General features: G+C 59.1%; 17 protein-coding genes and 1 tRNA gene. 10 read left to right on the top strand and 8 right to left on the bottom strand.

Annotation, left to right across the window (positions count from 1 at the left end):
- Nucleotides 1-253 precede the first annotated feature (253 nt).
- From ACR0KS_RS11550 to ACR0KS_RS11525, 6 genes are all read left to right on the top strand, one after another.
- Nucleotides 254-1,408 (top strand): LacI family DNA-binding transcriptional regulator, encoded by a 1,155-nt coding sequence (locus tag ACR0KS_RS11550; protein WP_170564377.1) that lies wholly within the window; start codon nt 254-256, stop codon nt 1,406-1,408.
- Entirely contained in the window at nt 1,405-2,760 is a 1,356-nt protein-coding gene (locus tag ACR0KS_RS11545; RefSeq protein WP_170564374.1) for an extracellular solute-binding protein, read from the top strand. The genes ACR0KS_RS11550 and ACR0KS_RS11545 overlap by 4 nt, the downstream gene beginning before the upstream one ends.
- Nucleotides 2,761-2,826: 66 nt before the next feature.
- A complete protein-coding gene (locus tag ACR0KS_RS11540; RefSeq protein ID WP_170564371.1) occupies nt 2,827-4,059 on the top strand; it encodes a carbohydrate ABC transporter permease in 1,233 nt (410 codons plus the stop codon).
- Nucleotides 4,059-5,267 carry a carbohydrate ABC transporter permease gene (locus ACR0KS_RS11535; protein WP_170698156.1) on the top strand — a complete coding sequence of 403 codons (1,209 nt, stop codon included), beginning with the start codon at nt 4,059-4,061 and terminating at the stop codon, nt 5,265-5,267. Before ACR0KS_RS11540 ends, ACR0KS_RS11535 begins: the two co-directional genes overlap by 1 nt.
- A gap of 5 nt (nt 5,268-5,272) precedes the next feature.
- Nucleotides 5,273-6,520 (top strand): MGH1-like glycoside hydrolase domain-containing protein, encoded by a 1,248-nt coding sequence (locus tag ACR0KS_RS11530; RefSeq protein ID WP_480693215.1) that lies wholly within the window; start codon nt 5,273-5,275, stop codon nt 6,518-6,520.
- Complete coding sequence (locus ACR0KS_RS11525) at nt 6,520-7,566, top strand: ABC transporter ATP-binding protein (protein ID WP_170564362.1); 1,047 nt, start codon at nt 6,520-6,522, stop codon at nt 7,564-7,566. Before ACR0KS_RS11530 ends, ACR0KS_RS11525 begins: the two co-directional genes overlap by 1 nt.
- Before the next feature lie 90 nt (nt 7,567-7,656).
- On the opposite strand, the gene ACR0KS_RS11520 is transcribed toward ACR0KS_RS11525, so the two are convergent.
- From ACR0KS_RS11520 to ACR0KS_RS11510, 3 genes are all read right to left on the bottom strand, one after another.
- The gene (locus ACR0KS_RS11520) at nt 7,657-8,679 is read right to left on the bottom strand and encodes an aspartate-semialdehyde dehydrogenase (RefSeq protein ID WP_170387108.1); all 1,023 of its coding nucleotides are present in this window, start codon (nt 8,677-8,679) and stop codon (nt 7,657-7,659) included.
- A gap of 111 nt (nt 8,680-8,790) precedes the next feature.
- The gene (locus ACR0KS_RS11515) at nt 8,791-9,825 is read right to left on the bottom strand and encodes a glycosyltransferase family 4 protein (protein ID WP_170564359.1); all 1,035 of its coding nucleotides are present in this window, start codon (nt 9,823-9,825) and stop codon (nt 8,791-8,793) included.
- A gap of 20 nt (nt 9,826-9,845) precedes the next feature.
- The gene (locus ACR0KS_RS11510) at nt 9,846-11,018 is read right to left on the bottom strand and encodes an MFS transporter (protein ID WP_170564356.1); all 1,173 of its coding nucleotides are present in this window, start codon (nt 11,016-11,018) and stop codon (nt 9,846-9,848) included.
- 142 nt (nt 11,019-11,160) lie between these two features.
- Here ACR0KS_RS11510 and ACR0KS_RS11505 point away from each other — a divergent pair, with 142 nt between their 5' ends.
- Nucleotides 11,161-12,303 (top strand): DUF3095 domain-containing protein, encoded by a 1,143-nt coding sequence (locus ACR0KS_RS11505; RefSeq protein WP_170564353.1) that lies wholly within the window; start codon nt 11,161-11,163, stop codon nt 12,301-12,303.
- Nucleotides 12,304-12,307: 4 nt separating this feature from the next.
- Here ACR0KS_RS11505 and ACR0KS_RS11500 read toward each other — a convergent pair whose 3' ends face one another.
- Nucleotides 12,308-13,078 (bottom strand): HpcH/HpaI aldolase family protein, encoded by a 771-nt coding sequence (locus ACR0KS_RS11500; protein WP_170564350.1) that lies wholly within the window; start codon nt 13,076-13,078, stop codon nt 12,308-12,310.
- A 10-nt stretch (nt 13,079-13,088) separates the two neighbouring features.
- Nucleotides 13,089-14,501, bottom strand: a complete 1,413-nt coding sequence (locus tag ACR0KS_RS11495; RefSeq protein WP_170564347.1) for a pyridoxal-dependent decarboxylase — start codon at nt 14,499-14,501, stop codon at nt 13,089-13,091.
- Nucleotides 14,502-14,708: 207 nt separating this feature from the next.
- On the opposite strand from ACR0KS_RS11495, the gene hpaR reads away from it, so the two are divergent.
- Complete coding sequence (gene hpaR, locus ACR0KS_RS11490; RefSeq protein WP_170412484.1) at nt 14,709-15,155, top strand: homoprotocatechuate degradation operon regulator HpaR; 447 nt, start codon at nt 14,709-14,711, stop codon at nt 15,153-15,155.
- Nucleotides 15,156-15,641: 486 nt separating this feature from the next.
- Complete coding sequence (locus tag ACR0KS_RS11485; RefSeq protein WP_170564344.1) at nt 15,642-16,340, top strand: fumarylacetoacetate hydrolase family protein; 699 nt, start codon at nt 15,642-15,644, stop codon at nt 16,338-16,340.
- A 3-nt stretch (nt 16,341-16,343) separates the two neighbouring features.
- On the opposite strand, the gene ACR0KS_RS11480 is transcribed toward ACR0KS_RS11485, so the two are convergent.
- Together ACR0KS_RS11480 and ACR0KS_RS11475 are read right to left on the bottom strand one after the other, a co-directional pair.
- Nucleotides 16,344-17,555 carry a DNA glycosylase AlkZ-like family protein gene (locus tag ACR0KS_RS11480; protein ID WP_170564340.1) on the bottom strand — a complete coding sequence of 404 codons (1,212 nt, stop codon included), beginning with the start codon at nt 17,553-17,555 and terminating at the stop codon, nt 16,344-16,346.
- 4 nt (nt 17,556-17,559) lie between these two features.
- The gene (locus tag ACR0KS_RS11475) at nt 17,560-18,585 is read right to left on the bottom strand and encodes a LacI family DNA-binding transcriptional regulator (protein ID WP_480693214.1); all 1,026 of its coding nucleotides are present in this window, start codon (nt 18,583-18,585) and stop codon (nt 17,560-17,562) included.
- Nucleotides 18,586-18,699: 114 nt separating this feature from the next.
- Between ACR0KS_RS11475 and ACR0KS_RS11470 the strand changes: the two genes are divergently transcribed.
- Nucleotides 18,700-18,776: transfer RNA gene (locus tag ACR0KS_RS11470), tRNA-Arg, on the top strand.
- 96 nt (nt 18,777-18,872) lie between these two features.
- On the opposite strand, the gene ACR0KS_RS11465 is transcribed toward ACR0KS_RS11470, so the two are convergent.
- Nucleotides 18,873-20,657, bottom strand: a complete 1,785-nt coding sequence (locus ACR0KS_RS11465) for an ABC transporter ATP-binding protein (RefSeq protein WP_170564337.1) — start codon at nt 20,655-20,657, stop codon at nt 18,873-18,875.
- Nucleotides 20,658-21,086: the final 429 nt, after the last annotated feature.

Here is a 21,086-nt window from a genome sequence, read left to right as displayed (position 1 = left end):
GCCAACATTGACCTTGCAGCCAAGCGCCTGACGGCAAAAGCACGTATCGCCGCCGGATTTCCAAGGCGCACGAAAAACAAAGACGGCGTGGATATATTTCCGCGTCGTTTTTTGTTTCGGGGTGGGTCAGCCTGTTTTGACCTTTGGATTTGGCAGTTCGCACCTTCTTTAGAAAACTTAAATTTTGGTCATTCTGCACTTTTTTTAACTTTTTCGTTGCCGAAACCGGTTTCGGTGCGAACAAATGTGAAGAATGACAGCGAATCTTTCATATCGGTCGCGCGACGTCGCTAACCGCCCCTCGGTCTCTGGGCGCGTCAAGCTGGACGAACTGGCCGCGCATCTGGGCTTGTCGAAAAGCACGGTGTCGCGCGCGCTGAACGGGTATTCGGATATTTCGGCTGTGACCCGCGCCAGGGTGGAAACGGCGGCGCGCAAGCTGGGCTATCGGCCCCTGAGTCATGCGCAGGCCATTCGCACCGGTCAGGTCCGCGCGATTGCGATGGTGTTGAACAGCGACGAACCTGATCGCCACAACCCGTTCCTGCAGGATTTTCTGGCCGGCGCGTGCGAGGCCGCCAGCCACCTTGACTGGACCATGACGATTTCAACTGCAACCTCGGAACGGGACACGCTGACAGTCCTCAGCAGATTGTTCGAGGAACGCAAAGCGGATGGTTTCATTCTGCCCCGCACCGCGGTCAAGGACGCCCGGATCGGCCTTTTGCGCAGCCTTGAAGTTCCGCATATCCTTTACGGTCGCACCGGTTACGGGCAACCGAACACGTGGGAGGAAACCTCGTGGTTCGACATTGCGGGCGAAACGGCGATGCGCAAGGCGGTTTTGCGGCTGGCCGGGTTTGGACATACGCGCATCGGCTATGTCGGCAGCGACCTCAAGTTCAACTACAGCCACCTGCGCCGTGACGGATATGCCGAAGGTCTGCACGAAGCTGGATTGCCCTTGGACCCCGAGTTGATCCGCGACGGCGCCAGAACGCGGGATGAGGGTGCAGCGCAGGCAAAGGCTCTGATGCAGATCGAACAGCCTCCGACGGCGATTGTCTTTGCCACGGATCTGGCGGCCTTGGGCTTTTATCCGGTCGCGCAGGACTTGGGGCTTGAGATCGGGCGTGACGTGTCCGTCATCGGCTATGACGGCATTCCCGAATCCCGATACGCGCGCCCGGCTCTGACCAGTTTTGCCGTGGATTCCCACATGGCCGGACAGCGTTTGGCGACGATGCTGATCCGGCAAATCCGGGGCGACGACCCCGCAGGTTTACGCGAACTGACCGAAGCCACTCTGGTCGAGTGTGGGTCGGACGGGTCGCCAACACGAACGCCACAGGAATTGGCGCGAATAATACAGACTGACAAAAATCAAAACCGGGGAGACCGATCATGAAACTTACACCCAAGATGTCCCACCTGATGCTGGGCACGTCGATGGCAGTGATGCTTGGCGCGCTGTCTGCACAGGCGGATACGATCCGCTTTTGGACCACTGAGGAACAGCCAGAACGTCTGGCCAAGCAGCAAGAGATGGCCGACCAGTTCAAAGCCGAAACCGGAACGACGGTCGAAGTGATCCCTGTCACCGAAAGCGATCTGGGCACCCGAGCAACCGCAGCCTTTGCCGCCGGTGATCTGCCGGACGTCGTCTATCACACACTGCAATACGCTCTGCCCTGGGCCGAGGCGGGTATTCTGGATACCGAAGCCGCAACCGAAGTGATTGAAGAACTGGGCGCGGACACATTCGCCCCCGGCGCGCTGGCTATGGCGGCGTTCAATGGCGAAACGGCCTCGGTCCCGGTTGATGGCTGGACCCAGATGGTCGTCTACCGCAAAGACCTGTTCGACGAGGCCGGTCTGGAAGCCCCAAGTTCCTATGCCAATGTTCTGGCCGCGCTGGACAAGTTGCATAACCCGCCGGAAATGTACGGCTTTGTCTCGGCCACGAAGGTTGACGAGAACTTCATGAGCCAGGTGTTGGAGCATGTTTTCCTTGCCAACGGCGTTTCGCCCGTTGGACCGGATGGGTTCCAGCCTCTGGACGAGGCCAAGACCACCGAAGTTCTGGATTTCTACAAGGCGATTTCCAAAGCCTCACCTCCGGGTGAGCTGTTCTGGAAGCAATCGCGCGAGCTGTATTTCGATGGCAAGGCCGCGATGATCATCTGGTCGCCCTTCATTCTGGACGAGCTGGCCGGTCTGCGCGACAGCGCGCCGCCGACCATCAACGATGATCCGACCTCGCGTGATCTGGCGTCCAAAACGGGGATTGTCACCAACTTCTCAGGCCCGTCCAACCCGGATGGCGCGGCTTGGGGGGACGTGCGGTATTTCGGGATCACCAACGATGCCGATACTGACGCGGCGATGGAGTTTGTGAAATTCGCCATGGATGACGGCTATACCCAAACGCTGGCCATCGCGCCCGAGGGCAAGTTCCCGGTGCGTCGCGGCACTGCGGACAACCCAACGGCCTTTGCCGAAGCGTGGGCGGAATTGCCTGTCGGCGTCGATCGCAAAGCCCCGCTGGGTGAGTTGTACGATCAGGCGATGATCGACGAGATCGTCGGCGGTCTGGACGTGGCGCAGCGTTGGGGCGTGGCCGAAGGGCAGCTTTCGCTGGCGTCCAAGATGATCAACTCTCAGGCCATCAACCGGATCGTGCGCCAGTATATCGACGATGAGATCGACGCCGCCGCTGCCGTGGCTGCGATGAACGAAGAGCTCGCCAAGGTTCAGTAGACCCCTGCTTGACCGGCATCTGCAGCGGCGTGCGCGCCGCTGCACCTAACCCTCTGAGGTCCACCCATGTCTTCGGCTACCCCACCGACCGGAACCGGGGCGCTTGCCAAACGCGAGGCGCGTCTGGCCTGGGCGTTGCTTTCCCCGACCGTGATCAGTGTATCGCTTGTGGTGATCCTGCCTTTGCTGGCGATCTTCTGGATCAGCTTCAAGCCGTTCACCCTGTCTGACTTGCGTCCACCCGCGCCCGTTGTGCGTGAAAGCCTGCGCGGATCAGGCGAGGATTTGCGGATCGAATACCGCGTGCGCAATTCAAGCCAAGAGATCGCCATTGAAGGCGTGACCGTGACAGATGTGCTGCCTAATGGCGTAACGGCGGGCGAAGTCTCGGCCCCCTGTGTGCTGGATGGACGGAATTTGTTCTGTGACTTCGGCGCGTTGGAGGGTGGTCAGCGCGAACGCATCCGTATTCCCGTCACCGTGGACGGAGACCCTGACGCCTTTGAAGACCTGATCGAAGGGTCTGAACCCGACGTGACCGGCAGCGGCCCAAGTGTTCTGACCAATTTCGAGTTCAGCCTGGAGAATTTCGCCCGCGTTTTCGACGGGGATGAGTTTTGGGGCGTTCTCTGGGTCACGCTGTTCTACACGGTTTTCGGAACCATCGGAGCCTTGGTGATGGGCCTTTTCGCGGCCCTGTTGCTGAACAAAAGTTTCAAGGGCCAGGGGATCATACGGGGGCTTTACCTATTCCCCTACGTGGCCCCGGTGATCGCGGTGGCCTTTACGTGGGTCACGCTGTTTGACCCGTTCTCAGGCTCGGCCAATGCGCTGTTGGTGCAGATGGGGCTGAGCAGCGAGCCGATCAATTTCTTCGGCGAGCGGCCTTTGGCGCTGATCATGGTCACTGTGTTCGAGATATGGCGGTATTTCCCGCTGTCCTTCCTGTTCATCCTGGCGCGGATGCAGTCCATCGATTCCAGCATGTATGAGGCGGCGGATATGGACGGGGCGTCGCCCTTCCAGAAATTCTGGCTGCTCAGCATCCCGCAACTGCTGGGCATCCTGTCGGTGCTGTTCCTGCTGCGCTTTATCTGGACGTTCAACAAGTTCGACGACATCTTTCTACTGACCGGCGGCAATGCGGGCACGCGCACCCTGACCGTGAATGTCTATGAACAGGCCTTTGCGATCTCCAACATCGGGGCAGGCGCAGCAGTGGCCGTAGTGATCCTGATGTGCCTGATCGCTTTCAGCTTTGTCTTCTTCCGCTTCATCAGCCGAGAGGAGGGCCTGTGATGCGCAAAGGCTATATTACCGGCCCGGTTCTGGGCGCGCTCTGGCTGGTGGTGATTGCCACAACGGTTGCCATCACAATGTCCTTCTCGACCGGGGCGGCGTTTCGGCCACAGGTCTTGCTCTGCCTGATTTGGGGCGCGGTGGTCGGGCTGATCTATGTCCGGTTCCCGGCACAGCGCGCACCGGCGCGGTTGGGGGCCTCTGCCCTGTTGGGCCTGTCCGCCCTGACCGGGTTCGGGCCTGTCCTGATCGGTTCGGACACGTCTTTGCAGGCGGTGCTGGTCACGGTTCTTGCCATGGCCATCGTCACGCACCTGTCGATGGCCGCGATTCTGCGGGATACGCCCTTTGGCGACCTCACCCGGCATGAGTTCGAGGATGCGGTGATCCGGTTCTGCACCGGCTTTGGCTATATCTTCTTCACCGCGATCGTCGTCATTCCCTTCTACGTCATGGTGATGACCAGCCTGAAATCGCAACAGGCTCTGTTGCAGAACCCGCTGGATTTCTCGGTCGACCTGTCGCAGGGCTGGGCGCTGTTCCGCAGCTATACCGAGCTGTTCCGAGACTTCAATTTCGGCACTTACCTGTGGACCTCTTTCTATGTGTCGGTCCTGACGGTGTTCATCACCCTGCTGTTCAGCGTCCCCGGCGCCTATGCGGTGGCGCGGTTCCGGTTCAAAGGGCAAAAGGCGTTCTCGCGCTCGATCCTGCTGATTTACATGGTGCCGATGATCGTTTTGGCGCTGCCGATCTATATCGCTTTCTCGCTGACGGGTCTGCGCAACTCGATCCTGGGCATTGTGATGATCTACCCGGTCACCACGATCCCTGTCGCGCTTTATATGCTGCAAGGTTACTTCCGCGGGTTGCCGACCGAGGTAGAGGAGGCCGGTCTGATGGATGGCCTGTCGCGTCTGGCGGTGATCTGGAAGATCACCCTGCCGCTTAGCCTGCCCGCGCTGGCGTCGGTGTCGCTTTATGTCTTTATGATCGCCTGGAATGAATTCCTGCTGGCTTTCATGCTGCTGGACGACCCGTCGAAATTCACTCTGACCCGAGGGGTCACGATGCTGAACTCCTCGGAAATTCCCCGCCAACACCTGATGGCCGGGGCGGTGATTGCCACCGTTCCGATCATGGCTCTGTTCCTGGGGCTTGAACGTTTCATGACCAAGGGTCTGACGGCAGGCTCGGTCAAAGGATGACTGACATGAACTACTATACCACGCCGAGTGAATCGGCCCGCAACATCCTGATTGCCAATGACAGGGGCGGCTACACGATCCCCACCAGTGGCCTGTATCCCTACCAATGGAACTGGGACAGCGCGGTTGCCGCGTTGGGCTTTGCCGAGTTCGATATCAACCGCGCATGGGTTGAGCTTGAGACGCTGTTCTCGGGACAGTGGGCGGATGGCATGGTTCCGCATATCCTGTTCCACAAGCCCGATCCGGGCTATTTTCCGGGGCCGGACGTCTGGGGCGGCACGGGGCCGATCCCGTCTTCGGGGATCATTCAGCCTCCGTTAGCGGCAACGATGGCCCGTCGCGTATTGGATATGGATCCGGTGTCTGGAAAAGAACGGATGCGGGCGCTGTTCCCCAAGATGCTGGCTTGGCACCGTTGGATCATGGCGTGGCGGCTGGACGATCACGGCGCGGTCTGCACCACCCACCCGTGGGAGGCCGGGCGCGACAATGCCCCGGACTGGGACAATACGATGGCAGCGATTGATGCCTCGGACGTGGGTGAGTATCAGCGTCGTGACACAAGCCATGTCAACAGCGCCGACCGCCCAACGAAATACGACTATGACCGCTACATCAAACTGGTGAATATCGGCCGTGAGGCCGGCTGGGATCAGGCCAAGCTGCTGGAGCTGAACCCGTTCCGCGTGGCCGACCCGACCATGAGCTTCACCACCCTGCGCGCCGCCCGCGATTTGCTGGCCGTAAGTAAAGACCTCGGGCTTGAGGCCGAGGGGCTCAGCGCCGATATCGACCGGCTTGAGGCTGGTGCGCGGTCCCTTTGGAACAAGGCGCTGGGCGCGTTTGACGCACGTGACGCGCATACCGGCGAATGGGCGGAAAGCGTCTCTAACGCGAGCTATTTGTGCTGGTATGCGGGAATTGACTCGGCCCGGATGCTTGAACGGGTCAAGACCGTTCTGACCACCGTGCCGCATCCCATACCCAGCTATGATCCGCATATGCCCAAATTCGACGAACGCCGATACTGGCGTGGTCCAACATGGGCGTTCATGAACATGCTGACCGGCTTTGGACTGGCTGAAATGGGCCACGGGGTCGAGGCCGAAGCCCTGCGCCTGAAAACCGCGCGCCTGATCGCTGGACATGGCTTTGCCGAGTATTTCGATCCGCTTACCGGTGGGCCCGCGGGTGGCACTTCTTTCACATGGACCGCTGCCGTTTGGCTGCACTGGGCAGGGAGGAACTGATGGGCAGCATCGAACTCAAAAGCGTCGAGAAATGGTTCGGCGAGGTGCAGGTGATCAAAGGGATCGACCTGCAGATTCAGGAAGGTGAGTTTGTCGTCTTTGTCGGCCCCTCGGGGTGTGGCAAATCCACTCTGCTGCGCATGATCGGCGGGCTCGAGGACATCTCGCGCGGGGGGCTTCTGATCAATGGGGCGGACGTGACCGATCACCCGCCCTCGAAACGCGGGCTGACGATGGTGTTTCAGTCCTATGCTTTGTATCCCCATCTGACCGTGGCCGAGAATATGGGATTCTCGCTGAAAGTGGCGGGTGTGTCCAAGGCCGATATCGCCGAGCGTGTTGGAAAAGCGGCCGAAGTCCTCAAGTTAGAGCCTTATTTGGAGCGCCGCCCCAAGGATCTGTCCGGCGGACAGCGTCAGCGCGTGGCCATAGGTCGGTCCATCGTGCGCGACCCGACCGCGTTCCTGTTTGACGAACCCTTGTCCAACCTCGATGCCGCCCTTCGGGTCGAAATGCGGTACGAGATTGCCAAGCTGCATCAAAGCCTGAACCGAACCATGATCTACGTGACCCACGATCAGGTCGAGGCGATGACACTGGCCGACCGTATCGTGGTGCTGGAGTTCGGCAAAATCGCGCAGGTCGGCACCCCGCGCGAGCTGTACGAACGCCCGGCCAACCTGTTTGTGGCGCAGTTCATCGGCAGCCCGAAAATGAACGTCCTGCCCTGTACCGTGGCCGGGGATCAGTTCCGTCTGGAAAACGGTGGCAGCGGTCCTTTTGACCGGACGGGTAAGGCGACACGGCTGGGTATCCGCCCCGAACATATCAGCGTGGTCGAACCAGGCGCGGGCCATAGTGACGGCGTGGTCGAGGTTGTCGAATACCTTGGCGCTGACATGTTCATCATCGTCGATTGTGGCACCGAAGAAAAAGTCACCGTCCGGCTTGGTGGAGATACCGAAATCAAGGCCGGGGCGCAGATCGGTCTGCACTTTGCCCCCGAGAAATTGCAGTTCTTCGATGCAGAGGGTCAGGCTTTGTGAGCCGATCGTTTCACGCCGAAGCTCAACCGGGCGACAAAAAACCCCGCTGCGAAAACAGCGGGGTTTCCAAAGCATTGCTTTTTAGTTGCCTCAGCCCTTTTTCAGAACCTCACGGCCCAGCAGTTCGGCGATCTGCACGGCGTTCAGGGCGGCACCTTTGCGCAGGTTGTCGCTGACGCACCACAGGTTCAGGCCGTTTTCCACGGTTGAATCCTGACGGATGCGGCTGATGAATGTGGCGAAGTCGCCCGCGCATTCGATGGGCGAGACGTAGCCACCGGCCTCGCGCTTGTCGATCACCATGATGCCCGGAGCCTCGCGCAGGATGTCGCGGGCCTCGTCTTCGTCCAGGAATTCCTCGAACTCGATATTCACGGCCTCGGAATGGCCAACAAAGACCGGCACGCGGACACAGGTTGCGGTGACCTTGATCGACGGATCGACGATCTTTTTGGTCTCGACCACCATCTTCCACTCTTCCTTGGTCGAGCCGTCTTCCATGAAGACGTCGATCTGCGGGATGACGTTGAAGGCGATCTGCTTCTGGAACTTGTTCGGTGGTACGTCCGTTGTGGGGTTGTAGACAGCTTTGGTCTGATCCCACAGTTCGTCCATCCCCTCTTTACCCGCGCCGGAAACCGACTGGTAGGTCGAGACGACAACGCGCTTGATCTTGGCGCGGTCATGCAGCGGCTTCAGCGCGACAACCATCTGCGCGGTCGAGCAGTTGGGGTTGGCGATGATGTTCTTGTTCTTGTAGTCGTGGATCGCCTGCGGGTTACATTCCGGAACGATCAGCGGGATGTCCGGGTCGTAGCGATACAGCGACGAGTTATCGATCACCACGCAGCCAGCCTCAGCCGCTTTGGGCGCATAGACCTTGGTCGCGTCCGAGCCGATGGCGAACAGCGCCATGTCCCAGCCGGTGAAGTCGAAGGTGTCGATGTCCTGGGTGGTCAGTGTCTTGTCGCCAAAGCTTACCTCGGTGCCCAGCGAACGACGGCTAGCCAGAACGGCAAGTTCATCGACGGGGAACTGGCGTTCCGCCAGGATGTTCAGCATTTCGCGGCCCACGTTACCCGTGGCGCCGGCGACAACGACGCGATAGCCCATTTCATGTCTCCAAAGTTAAGGACGCGCGTTCATAGCCGCGTTGCAGCAAAGAAAAAAGAGTTTTCGGGGCATATTTCGCGCAAAGACACCGATTTGACGCGGCGCATCGCCTCAGTTTTCGGTCAGAAGCCGTTCGTAGAGGGCGACAAGGGTCTTTGCCTCGCCGTTGATATCGAAATTCTGTTCGACATGGGCACGGGCGGCGAAGCCGGATTGGGCGAGGGAATCGCGGTTCTTCAGCATTTCGGCGCTGGCTTCAACCATGGCGGGGATATCGTCCGGCGGTATGATGCGGCCCAGCGTGGGGTCGGTCACAATTTCCGAGAACGCTCCGACGTCAGTTGCGACAACAGGAACGCCACAGGCCATCGCCTCTAGTGGGGTGAGGCCGAACCCTTCCCACCGCTGCGGAGCGACAAAGAGGTCCAGAACCTGATACCATTCAGCGATTTGGTCAACGGTGACTTCGGGCATGAACAGGATGCGATCAGACAAACCGGCTGTTGCGACCTTGTCTTTCAATTCGGCCAGAAAAGCAATGTGTTTCTCGGTCGCGCGGCCCATGACGATGCCGTGGGCGTCATCGAACCGGCCACACAGGTCGATCATCGCATCGACAAAAGCGTCAGTGCCTTTCTGATGACGGATGCGGCCATAGCAGCCCAGCAAAAGACCATCCGGCAGACCCAGACGGGCGCGAACCGCCGCTTTGTCCTCGGGCGGGGTGAAATCCTGCAGGTTGATGCCATGCATGATCACCTGCGCGTCCCGGTCCAGATACCCGGCGGTCTTGCGCGAGGTGGCGACCACCGCATCCATCTTTTCGATCAACCACTTGGTATAGCCGGTATGGGCGCGTTGCGAGGCGCTGGTGAACAGCAGCTTCAACCGCAGGCGCAGAATGTTGCGCAGGAACAGGCCCAACAGCATCTCGGTGTTGCGGCGCGCGTGCCAGACACGCAGGGTTTTGCGCGACAGAAAGGGCAGGCGGCCCAGCGGGATATGCGGGATGTCGGCAGGCAGGCCCGGACCAGTGGCGGCAATGTCGATCCATTGCACCTGCAACGGTACCAGTCGCGCAATCGTCGCTGTCACGCCCGACAGCCTGCGTTTGAGATTGGGGGCGATGACGCGCGGTTCTGTCAAAGGGGCTCTCCCGAAGGGTCTCAGTCCAGGCTATCGCGGCTGAACAAGTAAATCACGCAGCCAAGCGCGACGGCTATGGCAAAAAAACCGAATATTGCTGTGTAAGGTGCGCTTGCGCCCATGTCCACCGTCGCTGCGTGGATCCGCCCCGAGGCAAACTGTGCCAGCCCAACGCCCCCGATGCCGAAAAGATTGAGCAACGCAACCCCGCGCCCCACAAGATGCGGAGCGATAAAAGCCCGCCCATGCGCCATGATGACCGGGAAGGCCGCGCCAAGAAAGCCGATCAGGGCCAGCAAAGCCACGGAAAGCCAGACGGATGCTTCAATCCAGAAACACATCGCCGTCAGCGCCAGGCTGCTCAGGACATTGCCGCCGAAAATGACCCATTTCCGGGTGCCCAACACGCGGTCCAATGGTCCATAGACGAAGATACCCGCGATCATCGCGGCCCCCATGAACAAAGTCGCCTGACCGATCTGCGACGTGGTCAGTCCGAACACCTCTTGCAGGTACGGGCCTGCCCACAAACCGCGCAGCGCTGCCGAAGGCGCATAGGCCACCAGCATTAAGGGCAGTATGGTCCAAAGCGCCGGTTCCCGGAGTAGGTCAAGCACGGACCCTTTTTGTTCAGTTTCGATCCGCTGGGGATCGCGCACCGTTGAAAGAATACCCAGCGCCACAATTGCCGAAACCACGGCCAGCGTCCAAAGCGTATTGCGCCACCCCATCAATTCCACGGCAAGCGCTGTCGGGTATGAGGCCACCAGATTTCCGACCGACCCGACTCCCATCATCAAAGCCGCAAGGGTCGCGAACTTGGCAGGCGGAAACTCACGCGCGAAGATGTAGTAAGAGGCCATCAGCACCGGAGAACACCCAACGCCGATCAGCCCCATCGCAAGGGTAATGTGAAACGGCGTGGTGGCCACGGCAAACAAGCCCGCGCCACCTGCTCCGCCGACCAGCAGCAAAACCGCAGCCGTCAGGCGGGGACCGACCCGATCCAATGCCCAGCCCACGGGCAGTTGCATGGCCGCAAAGACCAGAAACCAAAGACCCGATGCAAAGGCCAGATCCTCGGGCGTTGCGCCAATGTCGCGGCCAAGATCGACGGTGAGAACGGCAAGGAAAGCACGAAAAAACTGGCTGAGCACATAGCCCAGACACAACACCACCAGACCTGCCTTCATGTATCGCCCCTCTTCCCCAACGGCTGACCGGACCTGATTGGCACGTCCAACCGCTGCACACAAGCACGTGTGTCGTGACGATTTCACGGGACAGCAAGCGCAATCGCACTACACTAAGCGTTAATTTCTGATTGAGGCGATTATGAAAGACGCTCAGGCCGCGTTTTATGACAGTCTTCCTTTGCTGCGCGACTTTGCCCGGCTTGCCGATCCCGTGCAGTTTTCAGCGCTTCCTGACGATTGGGTCGTCGGGGTGGCGGATATTGTTGATTCAACGGGCGAAATTGCCAAGGGCCGCTATAAAACCGTGAATATGGTCGGTGCTGCGGTCATCTCTGCCATGATCAACGCCATGAAGGGCAACGACTTCCCTTATGTGTTCGGCGGAGACGGTGCGGGCTTTGCCGTCCCCGCAAGCGCCGCCGATGACGCGCAATCCACGCTAGCCGCATTGCGGCGCTGGGCGGAGGAGGAGTTTGGGATATCCTTGCGCGCCGCGTTGATGCCTGTTGCTGAAATCCGTGCCGCGGACCGGGACCTGCGTGTCGCCCGTTATGCACCCTCTGACGGCGTGGACTATGCCATGTTCTCGGGCGGTGGGTTGGCCTGGGCCGAGGCGCAGATGAAAGCGGGTGCGTTTGCCGCGTCTGTTGCGGAACCCGGCGCTCAACCGGATCTGACTGGCCTGTCCTGTCGCTGGTCGAATATCAAGGCGGCTCATGGTCGGATCGTATCACTGGTGATCGAGCCGACCCCGCACGCGACCGAGAGCGATTTTGCGGATCTGGCGCAGTCCGTACTGGCCGCGTCAGAAGGGTTGGAGAGGGCTGGCCATCCTGTGCCAGTGAATGGCCCGCCGATAAACTGGCCTCCGCCGGGTTTGGATATCGACGCGCATGTGTCCCGACGGGGCCGCAATGTCACAGTGCAGAAACTGGGCTTGCTGGTGCAGAACCTGCTGATTTACCTGTTGTTTAAGGCTGGGCGGCCCATGGGCAACTTCCAGCCCGAGCACTACAAGCAGATGGTCAGCCGCAACGCGGATTACCGAAAATTCGACGATGGGTTGAAGATGACGCTGGATTGCGACGAGGCGACCCTGTCGCAAATCCGTATAATGCTTGAACAGGCCCGTGGACAGGGAAAGATCCGCTATGGCCTGCATGCGCAGGATGAGGCGATGATGACCTGCTTTGTTCCCTCGGCCACGCGCGACGACCACGTTCACTTTGTGGACGGCGCATCCGGAGGATATGCTCAGGCGGCAGCTGCCATGCAAGGCTGAGGCGCTATTTCCCTTTCCATTGCGCAGCCAATGCACGCGCGGCCTGAGCCAGCAACATGACATCAATGCCGACCGCCAGAAACTGCGCACCCATATCCAGATAGGCTTGATTGGCCTCATCCGTTGTTCCCAGAATGCCCGGAGCCTTGCCCGCAGCCTTGATCCGCGTCATGGCATCGGCGATCACGGTGCGGACTTCGGGTGCGGTACTGTCGCCCTGAAAACCCATGTCGGTGGACAGATCCGCAGGCCCGATAAACACGCCGTCGATGCCTTCGACCTTCAGAATTTCGTCCAGAGCCTTTATCCCCGCGCGATTTTCCACCTGAACCAGCAGGCATATCTGGGCGTCTGCGGTTTGAATATAGTCGGTGGCCGTTCCGTACATCGTCGCACGCGAGGCCATGGCCCCGACGCCCCGCACGCCTTGAGGCGGGTAGCGGCACGCGCGCACCAATTCCCGCGCCTGTTGTGCGCTTTCAACCATCGGAACCAGTATCGTTGGCGCCCCGGCGTCCAACACCATCTTGATCAAAGCGGTGTCACCTACGGGCACCCGGACAACGGGATGGGTGGGGCTGGACGACAACGCCATTAGCTGATCGCGAATGGATCGGATGTCGTTTGGCGCATGCTCTCCATCAATCACCAGCCAGTCGAATCCGGCCGTGCCCATGATCTCGGCCGTGACAGCCTCGGCAAAGCTGCTCCAGCAACCGATCAGGCGATCGCCGTTTTTCAGAGCCTGTTTAAAGGTATTTGTGGGCGTGGGCATGTCGAAACCTTCAAGTCAGAGAGCGGGCGATTTCAGTTATAACGTCAAATGCCATGCGGACATCCTCTTCAGTGGTTTCAAACTGACCGGCTTGAAAGCGGATCGCGAGCGTACCATCGACGCGGGTTTGGGTCAGGTAGATGCGGCCATCATCGTTGATGGCGTTGACCAGCCGCAGGTTCAGCTCGTCCAGGTCGGCCTGCGCATCAGGGGCATATCGAAACGTCCAGAGCGACCACATCGGCTGTGTGACAATTTCAAAATCCGGTTCGGTCGCCAATCGGTGATGGAGATCAACGGACCATTGCACATGGTTTCGCAGCCGCTTTCGCAACCCCTCCAGCCCATAGGCCCGCATCACGAACCATAACTTGAGCGCCCGGAACCTACGGCCCAAAGGGACGGACCATTCCGAATAGTTGATTATCCCGTCCTTACCGTGGGTCTTTAGGAATTCCGGGCTGATCGCCAGTGTCTGAACAAGATCATCGGGGTTTTTCAGGAAATGCGCGCAGCAGTCGAACTGAACCCCAAGCCACTTGTGTGGGTTGAACACGATGCTGTCGGCCTGTTCGATTCCGGGCCAGTAGTGGCGAAATTCAGGGCAGATCATGGCCGATCCCGCCCAGGCCGCGTCTACATGGGAATAGAGGCCGTATTTGCGGGCGATTTTTAGACATTCGTCGATCGGATCAGCCGCGCCTGTGCTTGTTCCGCCGACGCACAGAATAACTCCGGCTGGATGCAAACCAGAGTCTAAGTCAGACAAAATCGCCGCTTCCAAGGCCGCCGGGTCCATGCCGCGCCAGTCGCCCTTGATTGGGATGCGGATCAAATTGTCCTGTCCGATCCCGGCAACCCAGATGGCGCGATCCACCGACGTGTGAACTTCGGCGGAGCAATATACCCGTAGGGGCTTTTGCCCGAACAGCCCCTGCTGGTTGCCCTGCCATTTCAACGCTTTTTCCCGCAGCGTCAGAACGGCCGCCAACGTCGCCGAGGAGGCCGAATCCTGAATAACCCCGGCGAACCCATCTGGCAGGTCCAGAGCGTGCCGCAGCCAATCCATCATGCGTGTTTCCATCTCGGTCGCGGCAGGCGAGGTTTGCCACAGCATGCATTGAGGCGCGATCGCGCTGGCCAGAAACTCGGCCAGAACTGACGGCGCAGATGCATTCGAGTTGAAATAGGCAAAGAACCGAGGATGCTGCCAATGCGTGATTCCGGGCATCACGATTTGCTCAAAGTCCGAAAAGATGTCCTCCATCGCCTGCGCGTGTTCTGGCGGGTGTTCTGGCAGTGCGTTCAGAATGTCGCCCGGTTGGGTCTGGGCCCGGACAGGTTTGTCGCCAACGGTCAGGTGATAATCCTGAGTCCACTCCGAGATTTTCTTGCCCCAGTCCGAAAACTCATCCCATTTCATACCGATCTCCACCCGTTCAGCCTCACCAAGAATCCGGCTGTGATGGCTGCAGTCCAAGTGATGGTCATTCGATGCCAAAGGTCAATCGTATTAAGAGTGTCTTCAATCCGGGTTGTGGGGCATGACCGACAAAACAGGCTCTAATACGGTGAATTCCCCGATTCAGGGACCGGTTGCAGTCTGATGTGAATTCGTCCAAGATTCCTCATGACCAGCGATTTGCCCCTGACATCCCGCTCTTTACCAATTGCTTTGCTGCGTGCGCGGGAACGCGTGATGGGCCCCGTTCGCAAAATGCTGTCAGACGCAGGCGTCACCGAGCAACAATGGCGGGTTCTGCGCGTGCTCAAAGAGGAAGGCTCGCAAGAGCCGACACATATTGCGGAACGTGCATGCCTGCTGTTGCCAAGCCTTACGCGAATCCTTCAAAAGCTGGAAACCAAGGGGTTGATCCGCCGTCATACCCATCCGGGTGACAAACGCCGCCAGATTGTGGAAATCACGGACCGGGGCGCAACGATCATTGAGGACAACATCGATGTGACGCTGCAGCTTGCAGAGGAAATCAAAGCCCAGTTGGGACCAGAGCGGCACGAGGCATTGCTGGATCTTCTCAACGACCTGCACGATTTGAAAACTGAGGAAACGGATTAAGACCCCGCCAGAGGCATAGGGGGGCACCCTCTGGCGGGGTTGGCCAGACGAAGACTGGACTGCGTGTCTGACCCGTGGCCGCAGCGCCGGGTATTCCCCCGCGAACGGCTCACGCTCCGAAGATCCGGCCAACCTGAAAATATGGATGACGCTCGGCACAGAATTCCTAAGGGGAAGGAACGCTGGCCATGGTTCTCCGAAACTTATGCGCCCGGGTCAGGTCGCGAGACGCGGCCTGTTCGGGTCACGGTCGTCCTTGCCCTTGGACAGTTGGCTGCCACAGGCGGAATTCATGTTTTTTGATATTAAAACCGCGTTACATGCCTCATCTAGCCCGATGTACCTGAATTCCAAGGGCCCGGCGTGACATAAACCGCGCTGTCGCGTGCAGCCTCTGCGCGGGAAAGGGTATTGGTCGCTGACATGCCTTGCTCTGGCGGGTTTGTCCCCTAAGATACAGGTCTCTCAACCGAAAAAGGGGCGATGATGCCGGATAGTTTGTTCTTGTTGCCCAAGCCGATCGCAATCCCGATTGAGGGCCTCGCGACCCCTTATCCGGTGGGGCGCATTTTCTGCGTCGGGCGCAACTACGCGGCGCATGCGGCCGAGATGGGCCATGAGGTTGATCGCGAAGCGCCGTTCTATTTCACGAAATCCGCCGCCAATGCAGTTTTGTCGGGTGCGACAGTGCCCTTTCCACCGGGGACAGATAACTTTCATCACGAGATGGAGCTGGCCGTAGCAATCGGCAAACCCGTTTTTCGTGCGTCCCAAGCTGAGGCCGCAGATGCCGTGTATGCCTACGGGTGCGCATTGGACATGACCCGCCGTGACCTGCAGATACGAGAGAGAAACAAGCAGCGCCCCTGGGATCTGGGCAAAGACCTTGAGAACGGGGCCGTCTTTGGCCCCCTGACGCGTGCCACGGACTGGTCGCCGGATGACGACAAGCGTATCTTTCTAAGCGTGAATGGCGATGCGCGTCAGGACGCAACGCTGCACGAATTGATCTGGAAGATCGACGAAATTATCAGTCATCTTTCAGGCTATTACCATCTGCGGCCCGGCGATCTGATCATGACGGGTACCCCGGCGGGCGTTGGGCCGGTGCAAGCTGGCGACAGGCTGGAGGGCGCGATTGACGGTTTGCAACCGATAAGCTTGGCCCTGTCCGAGGCTGAATAGGCTCTAAACAGGGGCTTTTAGCCAGTTGTCCGCAAACTCGACGCGGCTAAGGTCGGCGAACCTGCGTACCCGGTCTAGTTCTGATTCCAACCGTCCTGTCCGCGCCGCAGACCAGCGGACCGAGCGTTCCGGCCACACAGCACTGACCCGCAGTGCGTCGTCGTCGCGGTGGGCCTTCATGTCGATGCGGCCGATCAATCGGTCGCCTTCCAACAGTGGAAACACGTAATAGCCATAGGTTCGTTTCGGGGCGGGTACGAACACCTCGATCCTGTAGTGAAACCCAAACAGCTTTTCGGCCCGGTTGCGATCGCGAAGCATGGGGTCAAACGGACTAAGCACACGGATGCGGCCCGGCGGCTTGCTCAACTGGCCTACGTCTTCCGCGCCGGGCCGAGACAGCATCTTGCGCGTCCGGCCATCGGCACAGGTGATTTCGACTTCCTCCAGTTCCCCTTTTGTTAGAGCCTGTTTGCACCATTCCCGTGCTTCGGTGGTGCTTACCGTGTCCCAAAACGCGGCCAGTTCGCCCGAGGTTGCAAACCCCAGCCGGTCCATCGCCGCATTGCACAGCCAGTCAACGGTTTCCTCCGGGTCGATCTGCAGCGCCCCGGGGCAAAGGTGGTCGTCGATCACACGTTCTGTCAGGTCATAGCGTTTTTGAAATCCCTGCCGTCCAATCACGGTCAATGCCCCGGACCGCCAGAGGAACTCCAGCGCCGTTTTGGAGGGGTGCCAGTCCCACCAGCCGCCCGATCCTTTCTTTTCGTCTTTGCCGACATCCGACGAAGACACTGGCCCGTGGTCGCGGGTATGCTGCAAGACGGCTTCAAATCGCTGCTCGAACCCATCACGGCGCCAATTCTTCCACCGGGATTTCAACAAGTCCGCGTCACGTTGAAACCTGAGATGCCAATGCCGGTAATACTCCATTGGGATAACGGCAGCGTCATGGGTCCAGTGTTCAAACAACGCCCGGTCGCGTTCGTACAGATGCTTCAGATTCTTCGAGCGGTAGCTGGGTCTGCGGGAAAACAGGATCATGTCGTGGGCGCGGGCCACGGTGTTGATGCTGTCCAGTTGCACAAAACCCAACCTCTGGATCAGGTCCAGAAGGTCTGCACCTTTGGCGCTGCCCGTCGGCGGTTCAAGAAGCGCGTGCCGATCCATGAACACGGCCCGCGCTGTTCGGTTGTCCAGTTGACGAAGCGCCATCAGGTCAGCGTCGTTTCAACGTGTCACCATAGCTGATCTTGGGGGTCAGGGTCACGCGGGTGTCGACCTCGGCATTCGGGTCGGCAAGCTGCGCGGCGATGATCTCGGCCGCTTTGCGCCCGATCTCCAACCGGCAGGCGTCCATCGTGGCCAGCTTGCGCGGCAGACCTTGCAAAAGCTCAACATTATTGAACCCCGCCAGACCGATCTGGCCGGGCACGTCGATGCCCTGATCCAGCAGGTAAAGCAGGCCACCCGCGCCAATCATATCGTTGGAATAATACAGAAAATCCAGTTCGGGTGAGCGTTCCAGCATGGCCTGCGTCATCTCGCGCCCCTTGGCCAGCGCAGAGCCACCAGAGTAGAACTCACGATCTTCGATTTCGACGCCGTTCTTGCCCAGCACTTCGGTAAAGCCCTCAAACCGTTTACGAGCACGGTGGTCCAGCGGCATCTTCGTGCCCATGAACCCGATATGTTCATAGCCCGCCTTGAGGATCGCCTGAGCCATCTCACGCCCGGCCCGACGGTGCGAGATCCCGACCATTGCATCCACTGGCTTACCGTCGGTGTCCATGATCTCGACCACTGGTATCCCGGCCGAATCCAGCATGGCGCGGGCCGCGTCCGTGTGTTCCAGCCCAGCGATGATCACACCAGAGGGCCGCCACGAGAGCATCTCGTACAGAACTTTTTCTTCTTTTTCCGGCAGGTAATCGGTGACGCCGACCACGGGTTGCAACTCGGTATCTTCCAAGACCTGATTGATGCCGGTCATAACTTCGGGAAAGACCATGTTGGCTAGCGACGGGATGATGACCGCCACCAGATTGACCCGGCTTGACGCCAGCGCGCCTGCGATTTTGTTCGGGACGTAACCCAGCTCTTTCGCGGCGGCTAGAACGCGGGTCCGGGTGGCGTCGGACACATCCCCGCGGTTCCGCAGAACCCGGCTGACCGTCATCTCGGATACGCCGGACGCCTCAGAGACATCGCGAAGGGTAAGCGGGCGTTTTGTATCTGTCGTCACTGGGGCACCTGCGTTGTTGTTTTGAGGAATGGTAGCGTGAACAGAACGCATTTTACAACTGTTGCGCAAAGGTCATGACAACCAGAAAAAACACAGGTAGAGAGAGCCTTGCGCGGCCCCGTGGCTCAACTGGATAGAGCAGCCCCCTCCTAAGGGGCAGGTTGCAGGTTCGAATCCTGCCGGGGTCGCCAGCCGGAACCTGCAAATCAGCCCTTTTATGCCCGCAAAGTCCGGGTGGCAGGCTCATCCGCCCGAATATCAACCTGCTTCTGCGCTGCTGGGCCGTATTATTCTGCGACTTCCGCTTTCGCCTCGGGGTTTTTGAATTGTTCTTCAAACAGGCTGCGGAAGTTGCCGTTCTTTTGCATGAGTTCTTCCAGATTGCCTTGTTCGACCACTGCGCCGTCCTGAACGACCATGATCGTGTCGGCCTCAAGTATCGTGGACAACCTGTGTGCGATCACAACAACCGTGACGTCCTTTGTCAGCGCATCCAGTGCTTCTTTAACCAGAGATTCGGATTTTGCGTCCAGCGCGCTGGTTGCTTCGTCCAGCAGCAGAATCTCAGCTTTGCGCAAAATCGCGCGGGCGATGGCGATTCTCTGTTTTTGACCGCCCGACAGGAACGTGCCGTTTTCACCAACGGGTGTGTCATAACCGTTGGAAAGCTCGGTGATAAAGTCATGTGCGTGTGCGGCTTTCGCGGCAGCGATCACTTCTTCGTCGGTTGCATCCGGCGCTGAACAACGCAGGTTTTCCATGACCGAAGTGGAAAACAGGAATGTATCCTGACCAACATAGGAAATCTTGCGCCGCAGCGATGAGTAACTGGCGTGCCGCACGTCCTTTCCGTCGATTTCGACACTGCCTTCGTCCGGGTCAAAAAAGCGCATGATCAAACCGAAAATCGTCGATTTACCCCCGCCGGACTGACCCACAAGCGCGGTTGTTTTGCGGGCCTGGAATGTCAGGCTCATGTCTTCGATCACAGGCACCGAACCTTGATACCCAAAGGTGACGTTGCGCAGTACAACCTCACCCGGTCCGTCGCCGAGGTCATGGGCGTCCGGGCTTTCCAGCATCGAGTCTTCCTGGTCCAGAAGCCCAAACAGCAGACCAACGCCGACCATAGCTGTTTCGATCTGAACACGCATCTTGGACAGCCGCTTTGCCGGCTCGTAAGCCATTAGTAGCGCGGTAATAAACGACATCAATTGACCGGCCGTCGGCTGTTCGCTGCCTGCGATTCCGGTTGTGCTGACGATCAGGACGCCGGCGACGGCCAAACCTGCCAGAAATTCCATCAGGGGGCTGGCGATGGATTGAAGCCGCGCAATATCGTTGGCCCGCTTCTCGACAGTGCGGATCGCTGTGTCCATTCGATTGATCATCCGGTCTTCCAGAGAAAAAACCTTGATCACTTTGATGCCGGCCGAGGTTTCCTGCAGAACGCGAATGATCTCTGCCAGGGACTTGAATTCGGCCTGCATGATCGAACGGACGCTTTTCAACAGGTACCGCACCCCGACCAGAGCGATGGGACCAACGACAAAGAACATGACGGACAGAACCGGCTGTTGGTACACCATCACGATGACAAGGCCCACCAATGTCAGCGCGTCGCGGACAAAGCCGGTCACGAGAACGTCGATCAGTTTCCTGGCGGACTGCGCCCCGTTGGTCGTTCGCATCAGCAGGTTCGACGAATCGTTGTCCGAAAAGAACGAAACTCCGTGCCTAAGCAGTTTGCGATAAACTTTTTCCTGCTGCGCTGCCACGATCCGGTTTCCGGCACGGGCCAGAAACACCGCCTGAACATATGACGCCAGAGCCTTCACAAGAAACAGGGCGATGACGCCCAGAGCAATCAGATGGGCCCAGCCGCGCATTTCGGGGCTGGTCATGGCGTCCACGATGTATTCCATCATGTAGGCGGACCCTGCAGTGGTTGCCGCAACCGCGATCATCGCAACAATCGCCACGGTGTACAGCCCGCCCTGGGCAAAGAAGCTCTCGCTGATGAGGCGGCCCATATAGCCCGACCGCCAATTGTCCCAGGCGCGCTTTATCATTGCGTTCTCCAGATCGTGAAACTGTGCGCTCGCTCAGATAACCTATAACCGTTCTTCTCTAAAGTGCAGATGAAACGAAATGACCTTACGGTCCGTTTCGACAGCATGACGAGTGCCAGATAGGTATCCGTACCGTATTGGGCAAGTGCTGGCGAAAACATAGATAATCCTCACGGGTGGCCTGCAGCGGCTTTTCGTCGCCCCGGCGCGCGTGCCTGTGATTTATGTGAATTGTGCGGCCAGATAAGGGGCTGAAAAATATAGCTATTTTTTTGAGCTCGCCGTGCCGGGGCGTGCAGCAGGCCAAGCGCTTTTCCTGATTTTACAGTGTGTTACCAGCAGCGCGGCTTACTCCGACGCCGATGCCCACGCGGTGAACGTGTTCAGGTGCCGGATTGGGGTTTGAAATTGCGCGGTTTTTTGCCGCTG

It is taken from the genome of Ruegeria sp. BC7, from assembly GCF_056539165.1.
This window is presented reverse-complemented; position numbering and strand designations above follow the sequence as displayed.